Below are 19,892 nucleotides of genomic sequence, written 5' to 3'. Positions count from 1 at the left end.
AACGGGAGCGCAGCATGACCTTTGAGGAATACCGCCAACTGGATGGCCTGGCCCTGGCGGAGCTGGTGGCCAAAGGCGAAGTCAGCGCCGCCGAGTTACTGGAGCTGGCCATTGCCCGGGCCGAGGCGGTCAACCCCGCCCTTAACGCCATTATCATCCCCATGTACGACATCGCCCGGGCCAGAGCCAACGCTCCACTGAACGGCCCCTTCGCCGGGGTGCCTTTTCTGACCAAAGACCTGTTCCAGGACTACGCCGGGGTACTCAACGCCAATGGTAACCAAGCCCTAAAGCAGGCCGGCTTTGCCCCCAACGAGCATTCCACCTTAACCCAACGCTGGCTGGATGCAGGGCTGGTGATCTTTGGCCGCACCAACACACCGGAATTTGGTGCCAAGGGTATTACCGAACCCAAAGCCTGGGGCCCAAGCCACAACCCCTGGCACACCGACCATATCCCCGGTGGCTCTTCCGGCGGCTCGGCAGCGGCGGTGGCCGCCGGCATCGTGCCTATGGCCGGCGCCAATGACGGCGGCGGTTCGATTCGTATCCCCGCCGCCCACTGCGGTCTGTTTGGCCTTAAGCCCGGCCGGGGTCGCACCCCCTGGGGTCCGGCCCATGCAGAAGAATTGCATGGCGCCGCCATGAATCACGTCGTCTCCCGCAGCGTGCGGGACAGCGCCGCGCTGCTGGATGCCAGCCACGGCCCGGAAGCCTGCTCGATGTACCGCATCGAAGCGCCGGAACGCCCCTACCTGGAAGAAGTCAGCCGCGACCCCGAGCCACTGAAAATCGCCTTCTCCACCCGCTCCCCCATCGGCACTCCGGTATCCCCAGAAGCGATTAAAGCAGTGGAGAACACCGCCAGATTGCTGGATTCTTTGGGTCATCACGTGGAAGAGGGCGAGCCCGCCGTCGACGGCCTGCAACTGGCCAAAGACTTTATCACCATGTGGTTCTCTTATATCGCTGCCACCGTGGAGACCGTCAAACAGCAAACCGGCTGCGGCAACAGCGGCTTTGAACTCGACACACTGGTCATGGCCGCCTTTGGCCGCGCCGCCCGAGCAAGCGACTACGTGCAGGGCTATCTGCGCTGGAACGACTACAGCCGCCAGCTGGGAGAATTCCATCAACGCTACGACCTGTGGCTCAGCCCCACATTGGCACAGCCGCCCGCCCAGGTCGGCCAGATCGCCACCCCGGCATGGCAAGAGAGCATCGCCCTGTTACTCATCAAACTGGGCCTGTCCAAAGCCATGCTTAAAAGCGGCATTGTAGAAAAAATGGTGCAGGAAAATTTACAGTGGGTGCCCTATACCCAGTTGGCCAACCTCACCGGCGTGCCGGCAATGAGCGTGCCTATGCACTGGTGTGAGAGTGGCCTGCCACTGGGGGTGCAGTTTGTGGCGCCCCACGGCGGAGAAGGGCGGCTGTTCCAGCTGGCCGGGCAACTTGAGCGGGCCCAACCCTGGGCAAACAGAGTGCCGCCGATCTAAGCCGGCGGCATCGCATTTAAAGTGCGGGTTCTCTGCTAAGAACAATAAAAACTATTTGTTACCCTTACCGGAATCATCGTCGGCATCGATATTTACTTCGGTGCTCTCGCCACCCTCATCATTAGAGTAAGAGAACGATCCGTCATCCGTATCGATACTGAGCGAAGTGGATTGCTCCTGTCCACCGCCGGAACCGCCGCTTGAAGTAGACTTATCGTCAGAGCAGCCCACTAAGGCCAGCGGAGCTGCAAGCAACATCACCAAGGCTGCAAAGGTCAGTTTCTGTTTCCCTGTTTTCATAGTACCTCCCGTCTTTTGCATGTGTTGTTGTTACTTGTGACAGAGAGGTGGGGGAGGGGTTTCGTGTGAATTTTTACTTGTTTTCCTCGATCGACCACGTGAACTTTCGAGTAAACCCCGCTGCGCCTTTCTCAGTTTTTGTGTACCTTGAACGCTTAAGCGCTTCTACGGCAGCTTGGTCAAATACCCCTTTGGGCACAGAGCTTTTAATTTTGATGTTGGTCGCTTTACCCTCCGCATCAACATCAAATGTCATTTCGACCTCTCCGGAAATAGCGTTATCCCAAGCATGCTGTGGGTAATAGGGCTGCGTTGCCGCAAGTAGATACGGCATACCTTTAGCATTGTACTCTTTAAGAGTTTCTTCCGAAGGGTTGCGCTCCCAAGCATAGAGCAGATGCGGGCAATCATCGAAGGTATGGCAAAGCCTATTTTGGTTTGCACAGCCAACCAGAAAAATTATTACCAACGGAACTATTTTTTGCATGCAAATCATCGCCAACTTAAGGAGCATTCTTTAAAGTAAAAAACGACACCTCTTTATCGGTTTAATTTTTAGCCGCAGCCGGATACTGACACGGACTCTTTAAAGATTAACTTCTTTGTCGTAGCAACATAGACGAACTCATAGGGGCGCCCTATTGCATGATTTCCACCACAGCCGCTACCGGGACGTTTTATTTTTACATTCACTACAGCGTGCTCACCTGACGACTTTACGGATTTAACACCAATCTCAGGCGACTGGGTTGGGGTTGTACCGTAGTCAACCAGCACCACTTGCCCTTGGGTAAAATCCACCTCTACTGGGTCATCATTGGTATAGGACGACAACGCAACTTCATAGTCATAAGCGGTATTGAAGACTTGGAGGACGCGCCCCGTATCGAGAAGCGATGACGACCACTCGGCTTTGTGTAAGGTCTGGGTTTCAACATTCCCGCCGTTGCTGGCGTTGGAATCGCCTATGCACGCGGCAATAGATGTTGATAGGGCAAAGAGTAAAGCGATCTTCCCTATTTGCTTCATTTTGAATTCCTTTTCAATTAGCGGCGCAAGAAATACGCGACTTCTTGCTATTTTTCGAAAATGGCATAACGTTAATTTAGTAAACTGTCCCCATATTTCCCCAAGAGAGAATCGCCCTGTTACTTATCAAACTGGGCCTGTCCAAAGCCATGCTTAAAAGCGGCATTGTAGAAAAAATGGTGCAGGAAAATTTACAGTGGGTGCCCTATACCCAGTTGGCCAACCTCACCGGCGTGCCGGCAATGAGCGTGCCTTTGCATTGGTGTGAGAGTGGTCTGCCACTAGGGGTGCAGTTTGTGGCGCCCCACGGCAGCGAAGGGCGGCTGTTCCAACTGGCCGGGCAACTGGAGCGGGCCCAACCCTGGGCAAACAGAGTGCCGCCGATCTAAGCCGGCGGCATCGCATTTAAAGTGCGGGTTCTCTGCTAAGAACACTAAAAACTATTTGTTTCCTTTGCCGGAATCATCGTTGGCGTCGGAATTAAGTAGGCCGGGTATTAATCAACGCTGTTTGCTTGCAAGAACATCGCTTTGCTAAGTGAGTTAAAAAAATCCTGGTAAGGGATAGGGTCAGTAATTGGCTTTTGACCGTACTGAGCATTCGCTCTCACCATCATTTTTTCGCCTCTTGAGCGAACAGAGACGGTCATTTTTATTGTGTAACCCTTCATTTTGGTTCCGCTGACCGTACCAAGCATTTCATCAGCTTTGTCTAGTACAAACCCCAAATCTTGAAGAGTGGCGATTACAGCTCGCATTGTTTTTTTCTTATCCTGGGTATCAAAAGACCGGGTTTGTATACTGCGCAATTGCACCTGGCTTTGGTCAGCATCCAAAACAGTATTAGTTGTGTTCGCGCAACCAGTAATGAAAACCATGCTGCTTAGCAGCACCGCCATGAATATTTTGATCATCAGATGTTAGCTCCTTCTAAGAAAACTGATTTCGACAACTTTTCAAAAAAATCTTGGTAAAGCTCCGGGGCTTCAAGTGATTCGTACCTAATAATATTGTGGGAATTGGTAACACTACGAGCGAACGTTACTCGTGCGACATAAGTGTCTGCTATCAATTGACCTTCACTGCCCCTAGCTGGACGGGTAACTAATGATGCAATGATTTTCTGGTCCTTGTCGTACGCTGCATTTGCGCCTCCCAAAGCCGCTAGAAAAACTAGGGCTATCTGACCAGCGCTTACAGCGCTTCTATCTTTATTACCGATAATAACGCCGAGTGATGTTTCTGACTCAACGAGTGTAAATCCCATATCTTGGAGCACGCCAGCTGACGCCGAAAGAATTCTTTCCTCGTTTATGCCTTCGTATTTCTTGGATTGAAGCTGTCTAGTTTCCAGAGATTCCTGACTGAGCGCTAACGCGCCTTGAGGAACACCGGCACAACCACTTAAAATAAAGGCAAGCGAAGCCGCTAGAGCTATTGGCGCTCCAGGAAGTTTAAGTTTCATTTTTAAATCCTTTTAAAATTTTGAGGAGTGGTAAGCAAAATCTCTGACACGACTATTTTCATCGAATTTGACTATGATAGTCAGTGTTTTTTGGGATTGAGAGCGGGCGCCAGCACTTTTAGATGCACCAAGAACTAGTAGCCAGACGCCACCTTCGCTTTTTGAATAAGCCGTTTCGGTCGCCACTTTGTCGTATACCCAAACTTCGCGCCGCAACTCATCCGTCGACACCATATTTGGCGAGCCGAGAATTTCAACAACCTCTGCAGAAGTCATCCCTACCTTGATTTCGCGTTGAACTTTCCCGACTGTTAGCTTTTCTGATGACTCGCTGTTTATATCAGCTTGATGGGATGAGGCCGCGCATGCAGCCAACAGAAGTGCAAAGCAGAAGGTAACTAACCTTTTCATAAACCTCGTCCTTAAGTTGCTTTTGTGATATTTATTAAAATCCCAGCTTTATTTTAGGCAGGCTTACTAAGCAGTGCAAGGGCGAATCTTTCAGTTCTTTCGCTTTTTGATTGCTAAGAATAAGCAAAGCCCAGCGCAACGCTGGGCTAACGAAGTAGGCTTAGAACCAATACCGCAATGACGCCCGCATGATCTGAAAATCAAAATCGTCATCCGTGCCCTGGGCGTTGGTGCCACCGGAGGCGGCATTGCCAAAGGCATTGAAGGCGCCGTTGTTGCCCAGCAGGTCTTGCTCGCCGCTGAAGTTGGTTTTGAAGTCGGCGTCGCCGACGTTGATGTAGCGGTAGTCGAAGGCGGCGGTCATGGTGGATGTGACCTTAAACTCCACGCCGATGCCGGCGGTGTAGCCCAGGCCGTCGCCGTCGTCACCTTTGCTGCCGCGAAAGGCGCCGGAGTTACCTTCCCAACTGTAGTCGACATCGCCGTAGGCCAGGCCCAGGGTGAAGTAGGGGAGGATGGGCAACTCACTGGCGTAGCCGATTTGACCTACCAGTGTGGCCAGGGCGTTGACCTCCCGGCGCTCCACATAGGTGGCCGGTGTGGCAGAAAACGCGCTTTGCTCTTGGGCGATGTCCGCCATGCTCAGGGTCACGGCGCCGCCATACACCCATTCGTTGCTTTGCATGCGCATGCCCAGCTCGCCGCCCAGCACCGCGCCGGCCTCGAATTTGCCCTCGAAGTTGTTGCCAAAGGCGTTGTCGATGGCATCGCTGTTGTCGGAGCCGTCGGCCCGTTTGAATTTGAGTTTGCCGTCGTCGCCGGTATTAAAGCCGGCGCCCAGACTCAGGCCGTAGTAGCGACCGCTCCAGTCTTCCAGTGCGCTGGCCGGTACGCTGATCATCGCCAGTGACGCCAGTATTGGGAGTGCTTTGTTCATGGTAGGACCCTTCCGCTCGGTTATCGTTGTAGTCGCCGGTATTGACCGGCTGAACCAGAGGGTACGGAAGGTGCCCCGCGATGGATTTATCGCGGGGTTAATTTCAGGCGTTCAGAGCGTGTCAGGCGCCGCCGATGGCGCCCGTATCCACCAGCAGGTAGGCGGTGTAGGCGAAATAGATGGCCAGCAATACGCCGCCCTCGACGCGGGTGATGCGGCCGTTGCCTTTGGGCAAACAGGCGACGATAAAGAACAGCACAGTCATGGCCAGCATCAGCGGGTAGTCCCGGTTAACCACACCGATATCGATGGCACCGGGGGAAAGCACGCCGGGCAGGGCCATAACGCCCAGCAGGTTAAACATGTTGGAGCCGATGACGTTGCCAATGGCGATGTCGTGCTCGTTTTTGCGAGCGGCCGCTACCGAGGCGGCCAGCTCCGGCAGGCTGGTGCCGATGGCCACCACCGTCAGGCCCACTACCAGATCGCTCACGCCAAACAACAGCGCCAGCTCCACGGCGCCCCACACCAGCAAACGGGCGGAGGCCACCAGCAAGATCAGCCCCAATACCAACCAGCCCAGCGCGGCCTTGAGGGTGATGTCTTTGGGGATTTCCTTTTCCAGCTCTTTCTCCAGAATGTCGCCGCGGCTGTGCTTGGCCTCCCACAGTTGCCGCAGCACAACGAGACCAAAGCCCACCAGCAGCATCACGCCGTCCAGCACGTCCAGCACACCGTCAGAGACCAGGATGTAGCCGGCGATCATAATAAGGAGGAGCAGGGGGATTTCCCGGGTGATCAGTTTGGACTGCACGCTCAGGGGAATCAGCAGCGCGGTGATGCCCAGAATCAGACCGATATTGGTGATATTGGAGCCCAGGGCGTTACCCACCGACAGACCCGATTGGCCATCTAGCGCGGCGATGGCAGAGACCAGCATCTCCGGCGCCGAGGTGCCGATGCCCACCACCAAGATGCCCACCACCAGGGTGGAGACGCCCAGGATGGACGCGGTGCCAGAGGCGCCGAGAATAAACTTGTCAGCACTCCAAACCAGCACTACTACGCCGACGAGAACCGCCGCTAAGCTCAGTAACATAAAGTAAATTCCGCGAAATTCGGCGTTTATGCCGAAAGAGATTGTCGAATCATGTCGATAACGGGCTTGGTGTCGGGGCGCACGCCCCGCCAAATGCAGAACGACTCCGCCGCCTGCTCCACCAGCATGCCCAGGCCATCGGAGACCGCCCAGGCCGTTTCCGCCGCGGCCCAACGCATAAAGGGGGTGGGCTCGGCGCCGTACATCATATCGTAAGCGCAGCCCTCATTGCTGAGCAACTGGCTGGGCAGGGGGGGCAGATCGCCGCTCATGCTGGCGCTGGTGCCGTTGATGATCAAGTCGAACTGGCGACCCGCCAAGCCGTCAAAGCCGCCGCCCTGGACCTCGCCTCGCTCGGCAAACATCTCGGCCAGGGTTTGGGCTTTTTCGGCGGTGCGGTTGGCAATGGTAACTTGGGTAGGGGCCTGTTTGAGCAGGGGACCGAGGATGCCCCGCACCGCGCCGCCGGCACCGAGGATAAGAATGCGCCGATTGTGGACTTCCCAGCCCAGGTTGTCTTTGATGTCCCGCACCATGCCCACGCCGTCAGTGTTGTCGCCGTATATGCGCTGGTCGTCACCCAATGCCAGGGTGTTGACTGCCCCGGCGCGGCGGGCGCGACCGCTGAGCTCGTCGGCAAAGTCGTAGGCGTCCAGCTTGAAGGGCACGGTGATATTAAGGCCTTTGCCGCCGTTCTTAAAAAACTGGGCGGCGGCATCGGCAAAGCGACCCACCTCCACCTTGTGGGCACGATAGTGCAGCGCCTGGCCGGTTTGCTCGGCAAAGGCGGTATGAATTTGGGGCGATTTGCTGTGCTTTATCGGGTTGCCAAACACCGCGTACTGATCGATTTTATCCATGGTCCCGCTTGTTGTGTTTATCCGGTTCTTTGCTGCTTGGTGGCCACGGCGTAAGCAATTATCGGGCCTGTGCCAGTGATACAGTGCCTACAGCCAGTCCTTTCGAAGATAAGTGCCTACAGCCAATCTTTAGGCGGCAGAAAATCCCTGGTCAGCACCGCTTCAGGGCTATCCGGCTCGGGCTGCCAATTGTACTCCCATCGCACCAGGGGTGGCATGGACATCAAAATAGACTCCGTGCGACCGCCGCTTTGCAGGCCAAACAGGGTGCCCCGGTCGTAGACCAGGTTGAACTCCACATAGCGCCCCCGACGATAGAGCTGAAACTGCCGCTCCCGCTCGCCGTAGGGGGTGTTGCGCCGCCGCTGCACAATGGGCAGGTAGGCATTGATGTAGGAGTCGCCCACCGAGCGCATAAAGGCAAAGCTGTCGTCAAAGCCGGCGTCGTTGTAGTCGTCAAAGAACAAGCCGCCGACGCCCCGGCATTCGTCCCGGTGCTTGAGATAAAAGTATTCGTCGCACCACTTTTTAAAGCGCGGATAGACGTCATCGCCAAAGGGGGCACAGGCATCACGGGCGGTGCGGTGCCAGTGCACGCAGTCGTCCTTGTTGCCGTAATAAGGCGTGAGATCGTAACCGCCGCCAAACCACCACACCGGCGCCTCGCCATCTTTTTCGGCGACGAAAAAGCGCACGTTGGCGTGGCTGGTAGGTACGTAGGGATTGGAAGGGTGGATGACCAACGACACCCCCATGGCCTGAAAGCGGCGACCGGCCAGCTCGGGGCGGTGGGCGGTGGCGCTGGCAGGCATGGCGTCGCCCTGGACATGGGAGAAGTTGACCCCGCCTTTTTCAATGACCGCGCCGTCGGTGATCACCCGGCTGCGACCCCGACCCCAGTCGTCTTCTTCAAATTGGGCTCCGCCGTCCTCAGTCTCCAGAGCCGCGCAGATACGGTCCTGAAGATCCATAAAATAGTCTTTAACGGCGGCGATGTTGACGTCTTCACTCATGATCTTGCCTTTGTGTTTTGTGCTGCCGGCTCTAGCGCAGTACCTGACCGGTCAGTGCATCGCGGATGGTGGTGGGCTGCTGCAAACCGCCGGTGGCGCCGGGCAGGTAGTAGTCCACATCGCCGGCAAAATAACGTTGGGCCTGGGCTTGATTAACAGCCGGCTCCGCCCCCGCCGGATTGCCAGAGGTGGACACCAAAAAGCTGTCTGCAGCCCGGCACAGGGCACGGGTTAGTTTGTGGTCACTTACCCGCACCGCCACGCTGCTAAAGCGTCCGCGAATCCAAACCGGGATAAAATCCAGATCGGGGATCACCCAGGTATTGGGGCCGGGCCAAGAGGCCAGCACGTGCTCCCGGGCCTCGGCAGGCAAGCCTTCCAAAAGGGGTGCAAAACGCTCAGCGGAGTCGGAGACCAGAATCAGGCCCTTGGCGGGGTCACGCTGCTTAAGGTCCCAAATACGCTGCACCGCGGTGAGCTGACCGGGCAAACACGCCAGCCCCCAAACCGCTTCGGTGGGGTGGCAGACGACCCCGCCTGACCACAGCACATCGGCGGCACGGCGCAAGCGATACTGAGAACTGGGCGTGGAGGAGGTAGCCGTGGACATAAACACCGTCAGCACTGATAAAAAGTGGCGCAAGTATACCAGTGTGTCAGCGCCGGCGCTGCCATCCACTGGCCTGCTGTTCGACCCAGCCTTCCAACTCCAGTTCAGCCAGCTCCGCCAATAATTGCGCAATGGGCAGCTGGCATTGCCCGGCCAGGGCATCCACCGGCATTGGCTCATAGCCCAGGGCCCGGTAGATGGCGGAGTCGGGGGACTCGGCGGCTCCCTCCGCAGCCTCACCGCGCTGGTAGGCGGTCCAGCCGGACAGCTCCTCAAGAATATCGTCGATGGACTCCACCAGCTTGGCGCCGCTACGGATCAGGCCATTGCAGCCCCGGCTGGCGGGGTTGTGGATGGAGCCGGGCAGGGCGAAGACCTCGCGGTTTTGCTCCAGGGCCAGGCGGGCGGTAATCAGCGAGCCACTTTTAATCGCCGCCTCCACCACCAGCACGCCCAAACTAAGGCCGCTGATCAGCCGATTGCGGCGGGGGAAGTGGTGGCGCAGTGGCGGGCTGCCCGGTGGCAGTTCGCTGAGAATTAATCCCCGCTGGGCGATGTCGTCATAGAGGGCTCGATGACTGCGGGGATAGCAGATATCGGCGCCGGTCCCCAGCACCGCCACGGTGGCACCTTCGGCAGCCAGGGCACCGCGATGGGCAGCGGCATCGATACCCAATGCCATACCGCTGGCAATGCCCATACCGGCCCGGGCCAATATATCGGCAAAGTCCCGGGCGTCATCGGCACCCCGGCGACTGGGCCGGCGGCTGCCCACCATGGCTAGCATGGGGCGATCCAGAGTGGACAGTTGGCCTCGGTAGAACAGCAACTCCGGCGGGTCGCTGATCTCTTTTAACAGGGCGGGGTAGGCGGCATCGTGAATCGACAGCACTTGCAAATCCAGCTCATCTAGCCAGGTGCCAAAGCGGGTGAGTTGGTGCTCGCTCACCAGCTGGCTCCAGCGATCCAGGGTGGCGCTGTCGAGCATGAGCAGTTGGCGTTGCTGAGGGCTGAGTGAGTTCAGCGCCCGGGGATCGGTCACCGCGCTGTGCAGGGCGCGCCACTGTGGGGCGGGGATATCGGCCTGTTGCTGCAGGCACAACCAGGCGAGGGCAGAGCTGTCCACAATATGCGTCCTTGCAGTGTGGTGGGGCGGCGTTGCCGGCCGCCCCGATTGGCTTGTAAGTTCAGGGTGTTGAAATTAGGGGTTACGCAGTTTATCGCCGACTTTGAGAGCCTGTTCTGCTTGCAGCACCAGGCCGTAGCTGACCTTCTCAAATACCCGGAAGACCATCAGCAAGCCAGCGCGAACATCGGGGGCTTTAACCCGGTCACCTTTAACGGGATCCCGCACCACAACGCCACTGCTGTAAATGGCCAAAACGTCGCCCGCTTCAATGCCATTGCGCTCACCCAGGTTAAGGGTCACCACGTCCATGCCACCAATCTGAGTCACACCGCCGTCTACGGCGATGATAAAGCCGGCCACGTCTTCGTCCGGGGCATCGGGCTCAAAGCGGGCGGTGAGCTGCCGCTCTTCCAGAGGCAAGAAGCGGTCGGCGCGGCGGATTTCCTGGGTGCTGCGGTTCACCGCCAGGGTGGAGACATCGTCCTCGGTGGCCAGCAGGTGCACGGTGCCAATGTCGATGGCTTCAATACCCAGGCGCTCGCCAGTGACCGGGTCGCGGTATTCCTGGCCCCGGCGGTAGATACCAAAGTTCTCCAGTTCGCCAAAGTCGCCACGGCCCAGTATTGAGTCACCGGCGCCGGCGACGATGTTGCCGCGCTGGCCAGCCAAGACATAAGGTGCGTTTTCCAGCTCGTCTTCAGAGACCACGCGGCTGCGTGACAGGAAGGGCGCCACCACATCCAGGGGGATGGCGGGGATCGCCTGGCTGGCCTCGGAGATGCGCATCTGCGGGGTCAGCTTGACCACGCCACTGGGGCCAGAGCCTTTGGGGTTGCGCACCAGCATCGGTTTGCCGTCCCGCCAAACCAGGTGGAGGACATCGCCAGGGTAGATCAGGTGGGGGTTTTCAACCTGGGGGTTGTAGTGCCACAGCTCCGGCCACAACCAGGGGTCATCCAGAAACATGCCGGAGATGTCCCACAGGGTATCGCCTTTTTTCACCACGTAGGTTTGGGGGTGGCCCGCCTTTAATGACAGCACGTCGCCCGCCTGAACCACAGCGGCTATCAGCCCAAGGGCAATCCCGAACAGGATTTTTCTCATAGTTTTGTCCTTATTTCACCGCGCCGCGCACTCGCTGACCTCACGCCACACTCTTTGGGTGAGGGGCCACTACAGCCAGGCATTTATCACGCGCCCACGTTATAATCTCGCTATACTATAGAAGATTAACGCAAACAGGCGAATGTATCGCTGTTATAACCCTTTAAGGGACATTTTGCAGTAATCACATGATAACCGCCATGCGTAGAATTACGGCATCGGCCGATAGCGAACACGGTGAGTAATATGGCAATCCTGGATATTCTTGAGTTTCCCGACCCCCGCCTGCGTACGGTCGCCAAGCCGGTGGAGCAGGTGGACGACCGGGTGCGCCAGCTGATCGACGACATGTTCGAGACCATGTACGACGCCCCGGGCATTGGCCTGGCCGCCAGCCAGGTGGATGTACACGAGCAGATTGTGGTGATCGACGTCAGCGAAGATCGCAGCGAACCGCTGGTCTTTATCAATCCCGACATCACCGTGCTGGACCACGAAATTCACCAGTACGACGAGGGCTGTCTGTCGGTTCCGGGCTTTTACGAGACCGTCGAACGCCCCCGCCACATTCGCGTGAAGGCACTGGACCGCAATGGCGAGGCCTTTGAAATGGAGCCGGAAGGACTACTGGCGGTGTGCATTCAGCACGAGCGGGACCATTTACTGGGCAAGCTGTTTGTGGACTACATCTCGCCACTGAAGCGCAACCGCATCCGCAGCAAGCTGGAAAAACAACACAAGCGGCGGGCCTGATCCATGGCTTCACCTGCGCGCCTCCGGCTGATCTTTGCCGGCACCCCGGCTTTTGCCGCTCAACACCTGCAAGCCCTGATCGACAGCGGTCGCCACGACATCGTGGCGGTCTACACCCAGCCCGACCGTCCAGCGGGGCGGGGCAAAAAACTCCACGCCAGCGAGGTGAAACGCTGCGCCGAGGCCGCCGGGCTGCCGGTATACCAACCCCAGAATTTTCGCGAGGAGGCCGAACGCCAAACCTTAGCCGAGCTCAACGCCGATCTGATGGCGGTGGTGGCCTACGGGCTGATCCTGCCCCAGGCGGTGTTGGATATTCCCCGGCTTGGCTGCGTCAACGTGCACGCCTCGCTGTTGCCCCGCTGGCGGGGGGCGGCGCCAATTCAGCGGGCCATTGAGGCCGGCGACCCGGAAACCGGCGTGACCATTATGCAAATGGCAGCGGGCCTGGATACCGGCGATATGCTGGTCAAGGTACGCTGCGCCATTGGCGACAGCGACACCGCCGCCGACCTCCACGACCGCCTCGCCGAGTTGGGCGGGCCGGCATTACTGCAAGCGCTGGAGCAACTGGCTACCGGCACCGCGACCCCCGAGGTCCAGGACGACGCCCTGAGCAACTACGCCGCCAAAATCGACAAGGCCGAGGCATTGGTGGACTGGCAGCAATCGGCCACCGACATTCAACGCCGGCTGCGGGCCTTTATTCCCTTTCCGGTGTGCTACACCACTCTCCATAATGAACAGACCGGCAGCGATGACCGGGTCAAACTGTGGGCCGCCTCGGTGGTGGCGGGTAACAACGGCGCCGAGCCAGGCTCCATTATCAGCGCCGACCGCAGCGGCATTCGCATTGCCTGCGGCGAAGACAGCCTGCTGGTGGGCTCACTGCAATTGCCCGGCGGCCGCGCCATGACCGCCGCCGAATTGCTCAATGCCCGGGCCGAGCAGTTTAGTCCCGGCACCCGCTTTGGCGCCGCATGAGCTGCCCCAGGCTGGCCGCGGCCCAATGCCTGACTGCCGTCGCTGGCGGCCAGTCCCTCAACCGCCAGCTGCCCGTCAATGAGCAGTCGCTGCCCAATCAACAGCGGCCCCTGTATCGGGAACTGTGCTACGGGGTGCTGCGCCACTATTGGACGCTTAAAGCTGCCCTTAAACCCTGCTTTGCCAAGCCCCTCAAACGCAAGGACCTGGACATAGAGATGCTGGTGTTGGTGGGCGCTTACCAACTGCGCTACACCGCCGTTGCGCCCCACGCGGCGATAAATAGCTGTGTTGAAGCCTGTCGCACGGTGAAGAAAAAGTGGGCAGCGGGGATGGTCAATGCCATTTTGCGACGCTGTCAGCGCGATGGCGATGAACTGTTCGCCAACTTGCCGCCAGCGGCCGCCGTCAGTCACCCCCAGTGGCTCTACCAGGCCATAAAAAAGGCCTGGCCCCAGCAGGCCGAGGCGATACTGGCGGCCAACAACAGCCACCCGCCGATGTGTTTGCGGGTCAACGCCCGCCAGGGCGATCGCGACAGCTACCTGCATGCCCTGAAAGACAGTGATATTGAAGCCAGCCCCTGTGACTTTGCCCCCCAGGGGGTGCGCCTGCACGCGCCCCAACCGGTGAGCCGGCTGCCGGGCTTTGCCGAGGGTTTGGCCAGTGTTCAGGACGAAGCCGCCCAACTGTGTACCACGCTGCTGGATCTTAAAGCCGGCCAGCGGGTGCTGGATGCCTGCGCCGCGCCGGGGGGCAAAACCGGCGCGATTCTGGAAACCGAGGCAAATCTAAGGGAAGTGGTAGCGCTGGATGTGGAGGACGGTCGCCTGGACAGGGTCCGGGACAATCTGCAGCGCCTGGGCCTGTCCGCAACGCTGCTGTGCGCCGACGCTGCCGATACCGATAACTGGTGGGACGGCAAACCCTTTGATCGCATTCTGCTGGACGCCCCCTGCAGCGCCACCGGCGTAATCCGCCGCAACCCTGACATTAAGCTGCACCGCCGAGCCGACGATATTCCAGCATTGGTCGCCTTACAGCGCCGCATTCTGGATGCCTTGTGGCAGTGCCTGAGCCCCGGCGGCACCTTGCTCTATGCCACCTGCTCGGTATTGCCGGATGAAAATGAACAGCAAGTGGCGGACTTTTTAGCCCGCCACAGTGACGCCGCCGAGGCGCCCATCGAAGCAGCCTGGGGACAAGCGCGGCCGGCCGGTCGACAGTTGTTTCCCGCAGTCGACGGGCCGGATGGATTCTTTTATGCCGTACTACACAAGCGCTAAGTACTTGAGCCAAGGCAGTAAAACAACGCACAATTGCCCACATTCCATTGCTTAAGGCGACAAACCCGCAATGAAAATCATCATTCTGGGCGCCGGCCAGGTCGGCGGTACCCTGGCAGCGAATCTGGCCAGCGAGCACAACGACATCACCGTGGTGGACCACGACCAGGATCGCCTCAAGGAATTGCAGGACCGCCTGGACATCGCCACCGTAGCCGGCTCGGCCTCTCACCCCGACGTACTGGCCCGGGCGGGAGCCGAAGACGCCGACATGCTGATTGCGGTGACCAGTAGCGACGAGATCAATATGGTGGCCTGTCAGGTTGCCTACACCCTGTTCCGTACCCCCACCAAGATTTCCCGCATCCGCGCCCAGGCCTACTCCTCGGTGGAGAAGCTGTTTGGCCTGGAGGCCATCCCCATCGATGTGTTTATCAGCCCCGAGGACTTGGTCACCAAATACGTGCAGCGCCTGCTGCAATACCCCGGCGCGCTGCAGGTGCTGGACTTTGCCGACGGCAAGGCCCAGCTGGTGGGGGTCAAGGCCTATTACGGCGGCCCGCTGGTGGGCAATGAACTGTCCACCATCCGCGAGCATATGCCCAAGGTGGATACCCGGGTGGCGGCCATTTTCCGTCGCGGTCAGGCCATCATGCCCACCGGCGACACGGTGGTGGAGGCGGGGGACGAAGTGTTCTTTATCGCCGCTCGCAAAAACGTGATGCCGGTAATGAGCGAGCTGCGGCGGTTGGATCGCACCTACAAGCGCATTGTTATCGCCGGCGGCGGCAATATCGGCGAGCGCCTGTCCCGGGCGCTGGAAAAACACTACAACGTCAAAGTGATCGAGCGCAGCTACAAGCGCTGTCGCTATCTGTCGGAGCAGTTGCGCCATGCCATTGTGCTGCACGGCAGCGCCTCGGATCACGAGCTGCTGGCCCAGGAAAATATCGACGATGTGGATGTATTCCTGGCGCTGACCAACGACGACGAAGCCAATATCATGGCCTCGCTGCTGGCCAAGCGCATGGGCGCCCGCAAGGTGATCACCCTGATCACCAACCCCGCCTATGTGGACCTGGTGCAGGGCGGTGAAATCGACATTGCTATCTCGCCCCAGCAGATCACAATCGGCAGCCTGTTAACCCATGTAAGGCGTGGCGATATATACAATGTCCATTCTCTGCGACGCGGCGCAGCCGAGTCGTTAGAGATTATTGCTCACGGCGACAGTCGGTCCTCCAAAGTGGTGGGCCGACGACTGGATGAGATTGATCTGCCCGAGGGGGTCACCATCGGCGCCATTGCCAGGGGTAATGAAGTGTTAATTGCCCACGGCCATATTCTTGTTGAGTCCGAGGACCACGTGATTCTGTTCCTGACGGATAAGAGCAAGATCAAGGCTGTGGAAAAACTCTTCCAAGTCGGCTTTACCTTCTTCTAAGGGCAATGACATGACCCCAGGGCGTTTTGATACCAGGATCGTGCCATGCACCTAGTCGTAATCTGTCGAATTATCGGCATGCTGCTGATGATATTCAGCGTGACCATGGCCCTGCCGGCGGCGCTGGCGGCGCTGTATGACGACGGCGCGATGCGGGCCTTTGGTATGGCCTTTGTACTGACCTTTGGCGCCGGCCTGGTGCTGCGGGTGATCAGCGGCAATCGCCAGCAGGACCTGGGCATTCGCGATGGCTTTCTGGTGGTGGCCCTGTTCTGGTCGGTACTGAGCCTGTTCGGGGCCTTGCCCTTTTACCTGGCCGACCACCCGGGCCTGTCCCTTTCCGAGGCGGTGTTTGAGTCTTTCTCCGGCCTCACCACCACCGGCGCCACGGTGATCGTCGGCCTCGATGAGCTACCCATCTCCATTTTATTTTATCGGCAGTTTCTGCAGTGGCTGGGGGGTATCGGGATTATCGTTATCGCGGTGGCGATCCTGCCGATACTGGGCATTGGTGGGATGCAGTTGTACCGGGCGGAAACCCCGGGGCCGGTGAAAGATACCAAACTCACCCCGCGGATCACCGGTACCGCCAAGGTGCTGTTCTACATGTACATGGCCCTGACCATCACCTGCACAGCGGCCTACTGGCTGGCTGGCATGACCTTTTTCGATGCCATTTGCCACGCCTTCTCCACCGTGGCGATCGGCGGCTTTTCTACCCACGACGCCAGTATGGGCTACTTCAACAGTCCGCTGATATTGATGATCTGCACCGCCTTTATGTTGTTTGCCGGCATGAGCTTTGCGGTGCATTTTGCGGTTTGGCACGAGCGGCGACCGCTGTCCTATCTCAAGGATTCTGAGAGTAAGTTTTATCTGGGGGTCATTGGATTTTCGGTACTATTAGTCTCGCTGTTTCTGATTTTTACCGGCACCCAGTCTGCCAATAACGGCTTGATTAACGGCATCTTTCACACTGTCTCCATCGCCACCACCGCTGGATTTGGCGCCGATAACTTTGCCGCCTGGCCCAGCTTTTTACCGGTCTACTTGGTGATGCTGTCTTTTATCGGCGGCTGTGCCGGCTCGACCGGCGGCGGTATGAAAGCAGTGCGCACCATGCTGGTCGTCAAGCAGGGCGTTCGGGAAATGAAGCAGTTGATCCACCCCAATGCCGTTATTCCATTAAAAGTAGGCCGGCACCGGGTAGAGGCTCGGGTGGTCAGTGCGGTATGGAGCTTTGTGGCCATGTACCTGATCTCCTTTGTGGTGATCACTTTGGTGATGATGGCCTGCGGCCTGGACTCACTGTCAGCCTTCACCGCCACCGCTGCCAGCATTAACAATATGGGCCCCGGTCTGGGGGAGGTCGCCGCTAACTATCAAAGTGTCAGCGACGTGGGCAAGTGGGTGCTGTGCTTTGCCATGCTGCTGGGACGGCTGGAAATCTTTACCTTGCTGGTATTGTTCACACCGGCATTCTGGCGGCGCGGATGACAGCGATTCAGGACAAGTGGGATCAACGCTATCGCGAGCGTTCGGCGCCAGGGGAGCCCTGCCAGTTATTGCAGCAGTTTATCGACATTCTCCCTGCTCACGGCAGAGCGCTGGACTTAGCCTGCGGCCTAGGGGGCAATGCTGATTTGCTGGCCCGCCGCGGTCTGGATTGCGATGCCGTGGATATTTCCCAGGTCGCAGTGGATACCTTGCGCGACTATGCTCAGGAGGCCAGGCTGCCTATTTATGCCCAGCAATGGGATATCGAGTCTGCGGGCTTACCGACCGGGCCCTACCAGGTTGTGGTGGTGAGCCACTATCTCCACCGGCCGCTGCTGCCCCAGCTCCCCTCCATTCTGGCACCCGGCGGGTTGCTGCTCTACCAAACCTTCAATGACGCCGGGCCGGTGCGGCGCGGCCCGAATAAGGCTGCTTTTCGCTTGCAGCCGGACGAACTTCTGTCACACTTCAAAGCATTAGACACGTTGTACCACCGGCAGGATTTTCCGGTGGGTGTGGGAGGCGAAACAGCGTTTGTCGGTCGCAAGATTGACGGAGCGCGTCCGGCAGGGAACGGCGGGTAAAATCACTATGGCTATGCTGCTGTTATGTACTGCATTTTCTATATCCGCCGGACTGGCCGCACTGGGCTTTGTGTTGGCGGGGAGTGGCCAGCACCCCGCTGTACTGGCCCTGGGCTGCTTTACCTTCAGTATTAGCGGTTTCTTTCTGTTTGCCTGCTACAAAATCAATCTACTCCGCGATCAGCTGCAGCAGTCTGAAACCAGAAAGCGCTACCTGGATCAGTTACTCCAACACAGCGGTTCAGCGCTGATTCTGGTTAATCGAGATATGAAAATAGAGTATCTCAACCGCCTCCACGAATCCTTGTTACGGCTCGATCCCGATCCCAATGAATGGATAAACAATGCCAAGCGTTGGCCGGAAGTGATTAGCGAAGAGGCCCACGCCAGTATCAACCAGAATTTGCTACAGGGCCGCCCCTGGAAAGGCGAATTACAGCTGTCTTTTAGGGATCGGCACGAGTTTGTGAAGGCTTCCATCACGCCCATCATGGACGATGCCGGCCAGCTGGATAAAGTCATTGTGTGCTACGACGATATCTCCGAACAGAAGGCGATGACCAATCGGCTGTTTATTCGCGAGCATTACAACGTGCTTACCGGCCTGCCCAATCGTCAGTACATCATCCGCGACCTGGAAAAGCAGATCGAGACGCTCAAAGACGCCGAAGGCCGTTTCTTTCTCCTGCATGTGGACCTGGATCGCGTTCGCTATATCAACGAAACACTGGGTCACAGTGTACTGGACCGGGTATTCCGGGAGACGGCGGATCGCCTGCGCGCCTGTGTGCGGGAGGAGTACCTGCTGGCCCACCTCGGCTCCGACGAGTTTATGGTGATGCTAAGCAACGACGTTTGCGCCGACGAGGCCACGATCCTGGCCGAGGGCATACTGGAGCGGATTCGCCAGCCTTTTTATATCGATAACCACGAGATCAATATCACCACCAGTATCGGAGTCAGCCAGTATCCCGATAACGGCGACGACGCGGCCACCCTAATGCGCCGGGCAGAAGCCGCCATGTTCGAGGCCAAGAACGGTGGCGGCAATCGCTTCTGCTTCTACCAGACCGGTATGAGTGGCTTTGTCGAGCGGCGGCTGGAGATAGAAAACCAGTTGCGCCACGCCATTGAGCGGGACGAATTCAAGCTCCACTACCAACCGGTGGTGGATCTGCAAAACAACCAGCTAAGGGGCGTGGAAGTGCTGCTGCGCTGGCACAACAACGAGTTGCGCAACCCTCGACCGGATACCTTTATCAAAATTGCCGAGGAAAGCGGGCTGATTGTCGACATCGGGTCGTGGGTTTTAGAGCGCGCCTGCCAGCAGATTATGGAGTGGCGCAACAGCGGTTTGCCGGAACTCAGCGTAGCGGTGAATATTTCCGCCCGCCAGTTTATCGAGGGGGATATCGTCGAGCGCGTTGCCTCAGCGCTTAAGCGTAGCGGCCTGCCCGCTCACCAGTTAGAGCTGGAAATCACTGAAGGCCTACTGATTAATGACGCGCCCACCATTCGTGAGATTTTCTCGGCGCTGAAAAATCTCGGGGTGCGGGTTTCTCTGGACGACTTCGGTACCGGCTACGCCTCGCTAAGTTATCTAAAGCGCTACCCCTTCGATGTGCTTAAGATCGATCGCAGCTTTGTACACGATATCAACGAAAGTGAAGACAGCGTCACCCTGGTCAATGCCATTATTGCAATGGCCCACAGTTTTAATATGAAGGTCATTGCCGAGGGGGTCGAGAATCTCCAACAGCGCCGCATTCTCCGCGAACGGCAGTGCGATATGGTGCAGGGCTACCTGTATTCACCGCCATTAAACGCCGACAACTTTGCCGACTGGGTCAAACGCTACAGCGACATCCATCAAGCCCAGCATGTTTAAG

22 protein-coding genes are annotated in these 19,892 nt (G+C 58.2%); 9 read left to right on the top strand and 13 right to left on the bottom strand.

Annotated features, from left to right (window positions below; genetic code table 11):
* Positions 1–14 precede the first annotated feature (14 nt).
* On the top strand, positions 15–1,499 hold the full coding sequence (locus tag I6N98_RS00155) for an amidase (protein WP_198569823.1): 1,485 nt from the start codon (positions 15–17) through the stop codon (positions 1,497–1,499).
* A 51-nt stretch (positions 1,500–1,550) separates the two neighbouring features.
* Here the strand turns inward: I6N98_RS00155 and I6N98_RS00150 are convergent, their stop codons facing one another.
* From I6N98_RS00150 to I6N98_RS00140, 3 genes are all read right to left on the bottom strand, one after another.
* Positions 1,551–1,799, bottom strand: coding sequence for a hypothetical protein (locus I6N98_RS00150; RefSeq protein WP_198569822.1), 249 nt, complete (start codon positions 1,797–1,799; stop codon positions 1,551–1,553).
* Positions 1,800–1,872: 73 nt separating this feature from the next.
* Positions 1,873–2,286, bottom strand: a complete 414-nt coding sequence (locus tag I6N98_RS00145) for an energy transducer TonB (protein ID WP_198569821.1) — start codon at positions 2,284–2,286, stop codon at positions 1,873–1,875.
* 68 nt (positions 2,287–2,354) lie between these two features.
* A complete protein-coding gene (locus tag I6N98_RS00140) occupies positions 2,355–2,828 on the bottom strand; it encodes a hypothetical protein (protein ID WP_198569820.1) in 474 nt (157 codons plus the stop codon).
* 149 nt (positions 2,829–2,977) lie between these two features.
* Here I6N98_RS00140 and I6N98_RS00135 point away from each other — a divergent pair, with 149 nt between their 5' ends.
* Positions 2,978–3,217 carry an amidase family protein gene (locus tag I6N98_RS00135; protein ID WP_198569819.1) on the top strand — a complete coding sequence of 80 codons (240 nt, stop codon included), beginning with the start codon at positions 2,978–2,980 and terminating at the stop codon, positions 3,215–3,217.
* 107 nt (positions 3,218–3,324) lie between these two features.
* Here I6N98_RS00135 and I6N98_RS00130 read toward each other — a convergent pair whose 3' ends face one another.
* From I6N98_RS00130 to I6N98_RS00085, 10 genes are all read right to left on the bottom strand, one after another.
* Entirely contained in the window at positions 3,325–3,741 is a 417-nt protein-coding gene (locus I6N98_RS00130) for a hypothetical protein (RefSeq protein ID WP_198569818.1), read from the bottom strand.
* Positions 3,741–4,292, bottom strand: a complete 552-nt coding sequence (locus I6N98_RS00125) for a hypothetical protein (RefSeq protein ID WP_198569817.1) — start codon at positions 4,290–4,292, stop codon at positions 3,741–3,743. Before I6N98_RS00125 ends, I6N98_RS00130 begins: the two co-directional genes overlap by 1 nt.
* 12 nt (positions 4,293–4,304) lie before the next feature.
* Complete coding sequence (gene bamE / locus I6N98_RS00120) at positions 4,305–4,703, bottom strand: outer membrane protein assembly factor BamE domain-containing protein (RefSeq protein WP_198569816.1); 399 nt, start codon at positions 4,701–4,703, stop codon at positions 4,305–4,307.
* 160 nt (positions 4,704–4,863) lie between these two features.
* Positions 4,864–5,640: an outer membrane protein gene (locus I6N98_RS00115; protein WP_198569815.1), complete on the bottom strand. Its 777-nt coding sequence runs from the start codon at positions 5,638–5,640 to the stop codon at positions 4,864–4,866.
* A 121-nt stretch (positions 5,641–5,761) separates the two neighbouring features.
* The gene (locus I6N98_RS00110) at positions 5,762–6,739 is read right to left on the bottom strand and encodes a calcium/sodium antiporter (RefSeq protein WP_198569814.1); all 978 of its coding nucleotides are present in this window, start codon (positions 6,737–6,739) and stop codon (positions 5,762–5,764) included.
* Positions 6,740–6,765: 26 nt separating this feature from the next.
* A complete protein-coding gene (aroE, locus tag I6N98_RS00105; RefSeq protein ID WP_198569813.1) occupies positions 6,766–7,599 on the bottom strand; it encodes a shikimate dehydrogenase in 834 nt (277 codons plus the stop codon).
* Between the two features lie 116 nt (positions 7,600–7,715).
* Positions 7,716–8,612 carry an oxygen-dependent coproporphyrinogen oxidase gene (gene hemF / locus I6N98_RS00100; RefSeq protein WP_198569812.1) on the bottom strand — a complete coding sequence of 299 codons (897 nt, stop codon included), beginning with the start codon at positions 8,610–8,612 and terminating at the stop codon, positions 7,716–7,718.
* A 31-nt stretch (positions 8,613–8,643) separates the two neighbouring features.
* Positions 8,644–9,222, bottom strand: coding sequence for an L-threonylcarbamoyladenylate synthase (locus tag I6N98_RS00095; RefSeq protein WP_198569811.1), 579 nt, complete (start codon positions 9,220–9,222; stop codon positions 8,644–8,646).
* A 46-nt stretch (positions 9,223–9,268) separates the two neighbouring features.
* Positions 9,269–10,348, bottom strand: coding sequence for a DNA-processing protein DprA (gene dprA / locus I6N98_RS00090; protein WP_198569810.1), 1,080 nt, complete (start codon positions 10,346–10,348; stop codon positions 9,269–9,271).
* Between the two features lie 75 nt (positions 10,349–10,423).
* Positions 10,424–11,455: a LysM peptidoglycan-binding domain-containing protein gene (locus tag I6N98_RS00085; RefSeq protein WP_198569809.1), complete on the bottom strand. Its 1,032-nt coding sequence runs from the start codon at positions 11,453–11,455 to the stop codon at positions 10,424–10,426.
* A 246-nt stretch (positions 11,456–11,701) separates the two neighbouring features.
* Between I6N98_RS00085 and def the strand changes: the two genes are divergently transcribed.
* The 7 genes from def to I6N98_RS00050 all read left to right on the top strand — a co-directional run bounded on the left by def (position 11,702) and on the right by I6N98_RS00050 (position 19,891).
* Positions 11,702–12,208 (top strand): peptide deformylase, encoded by a 507-nt coding sequence (gene def / locus I6N98_RS00080; RefSeq protein WP_198569808.1) that lies wholly within the window; start codon positions 11,702–11,704, stop codon positions 12,206–12,208.
* Positions 12,209–12,211: 3 nt separating this feature from the next.
* Positions 12,212–13,192: a methionyl-tRNA formyltransferase gene (gene fmt / locus I6N98_RS00075; RefSeq protein ID WP_198569807.1), complete on the top strand. Its 981-nt coding sequence runs from the start codon at positions 12,212–12,214 to the stop codon at positions 13,190–13,192.
* Positions 13,189–14,478, top strand: coding sequence for a 16S rRNA (cytosine(967)-C(5))-methyltransferase RsmB (gene rsmB / locus I6N98_RS00070; protein WP_198569806.1), 1,290 nt, complete (start codon positions 13,189–13,191; stop codon positions 14,476–14,478). Before fmt ends, rsmB begins: the two co-directional genes overlap by 4 nt.
* Before the next feature lie 70 nt (positions 14,479–14,548).
* On the top strand, positions 14,549–15,922 hold the full coding sequence (gene trkA, locus I6N98_RS00065; RefSeq protein ID WP_198569805.1) for a Trk system potassium transporter TrkA: 1,374 nt from the start codon (positions 14,549–14,551) through the stop codon (positions 15,920–15,922).
* Between the two features lie 45 nt (positions 15,923–15,967).
* Positions 15,968–17,419, top strand: coding sequence for a TrkH family potassium uptake protein (locus I6N98_RS00060; RefSeq protein ID WP_198569804.1), 1,452 nt, complete (start codon positions 15,968–15,970; stop codon positions 17,417–17,419).
* Positions 17,416–18,003, top strand: coding sequence for a class I SAM-dependent methyltransferase (locus I6N98_RS00055; protein WP_198569803.1), 588 nt, complete (start codon positions 17,416–17,418; stop codon positions 18,001–18,003). The genes I6N98_RS00060 and I6N98_RS00055 overlap by 4 nt, the downstream gene beginning before the upstream one ends.
* A gap of 7 nt (positions 18,004–18,010) precedes the next feature.
* Positions 18,011–19,891, top strand: a complete 1,881-nt coding sequence (locus I6N98_RS00050; RefSeq protein ID WP_198569802.1) for a putative bifunctional diguanylate cyclase/phosphodiesterase — start codon at positions 18,011–18,013, stop codon at positions 19,889–19,891.
* Position 19,892 lies beyond the last annotated feature (1 nt).

Source organism: Spongiibacter nanhainus, assembly GCF_016132545.1.
Taxonomy (GTDB): domain Bacteria; phylum Pseudomonadota; class Gammaproteobacteria; order Pseudomonadales; family Spongiibacteraceae; genus Spongiibacter; species Spongiibacter nanhainus.
The sequence above is the reverse complement of the archived record's forward strand: the minus strand, read 5'-3'. Positions and strand labels throughout refer to the sequence as shown.

Bases quoted from the DNA above. Each gene is read 5' to 3' on its own strand.
- I6N98_RS00115 (WP_198569815.1), bottom strand. From the start codon at position 5,640: ATGAACAAAGCACTCCCAATACTGGCGTCACTGGCGATGATCAGCGTA.
- I6N98_RS00145 (WP_198569821.1), bottom strand. From the start codon at position 2,286: ATGCAAAAAATAGTTCCGTTGGTAATAATTTTTCTGGTTGGCTGTGCA.
- I6N98_RS00060 (WP_198569804.1), top strand. From the start codon at position 15,968: ATGCACCTAGTCGTAATCTGTCGAATTATCGGCATGCTGCTGATGATA.
- I6N98_RS00050 (WP_198569802.1), top strand. From the start codon at position 18,011: ATGGCTATGCTGCTGTTATGTACTGCATTTTCTATATCCGCCGGACTG.
- trkA (WP_198569805.1), top strand. From the start codon at position 14,549: ATGAAAATCATCATTCTGGGCGCCGGCCAGGTCGGCGGTACCCTGGCA.
- def (WP_198569808.1), top strand. From the start codon at position 11,702: ATGGCAATCCTGGATATTCTTGAGTTTCCCGACCCCCGCCTGCGTACG.
- I6N98_RS00130 (WP_198569818.1), bottom strand. From the start codon at position 3,741: ATGATCAAAATATTCATGGCGGTGCTGCTAAGCAGCATGGTTTTCATT.
- rsmB (WP_198569806.1), top strand. From the start codon at position 13,189: ATGAGCTGCCCCAGGCTGGCCGCGGCCCAATGCCTGACTGCCGTCGCT.
- fmt (WP_198569807.1), top strand. From the start codon at position 12,212: ATGGCTTCACCTGCGCGCCTCCGGCTGATCTTTGCCGGCACCCCGGCT.
- I6N98_RS00125 (WP_198569817.1), bottom strand. From the start codon at position 4,292: ATGAAACTTAAACTTCCTGGAGCGCCAATAGCTCTAGCGGCTTCGCTT.
- I6N98_RS00085 (WP_198569809.1), bottom strand. From the start codon at position 11,455: ATGAGAAAAATCCTGTTCGGGATTGCCCTTGGGCTGATAGCCGCTGTG.
- aroE (WP_198569813.1), bottom strand. From the start codon at position 7,599: ATGGATAAAATCGATCAGTACGCGGTGTTTGGCAACCCGATAAAGCAC.
- I6N98_RS00110 (WP_198569814.1), bottom strand. From the start codon at position 6,739: ATGTTACTGAGCTTAGCGGCGGTTCTCGTCGGCGTAGTAGTGCTGGTT.
- I6N98_RS00155 (WP_198569823.1), top strand. From the start codon at position 15: ATGACCTTTGAGGAATACCGCCAACTGGATGGCCTGGCCCTGGCGGAG.
- bamE (WP_198569816.1), bottom strand. From the start codon at position 4,703: ATGAAAAGGTTAGTTACCTTCTGCTTTGCACTTCTGTTGGCTGCATGC.
- I6N98_RS00095 (WP_198569811.1), bottom strand. From the start codon at position 9,222: ATGTCCACGGCTACCTCCTCCACGCCCAGTTCTCAGTATCGCTTGCGC.
- I6N98_RS00140 (WP_198569820.1), bottom strand. From the start codon at position 2,828: ATGAAGCAAATAGGGAAGATCGCTTTACTCTTTGCCCTATCAACATCT.
- I6N98_RS00055 (WP_198569803.1), top strand. From the start codon at position 17,416: ATGACAGCGATTCAGGACAAGTGGGATCAACGCTATCGCGAGCGTTCG.
- hemF (WP_198569812.1), bottom strand. From the start codon at position 8,612: ATGAGTGAAGACGTCAACATCGCCGCCGTTAAAGACTATTTTATGGAT.
- I6N98_RS00150 (WP_198569822.1), bottom strand. From the start codon at position 1,799: ATGAAAACAGGGAAACAGAAACTGACCTTTGCAGCCTTGGTGATGTTG.
- I6N98_RS00135 (WP_198569819.1), top strand. From the start codon at position 2,978: ATGCTTAAAAGCGGCATTGTAGAAAAAATGGTGCAGGAAAATTTACAG.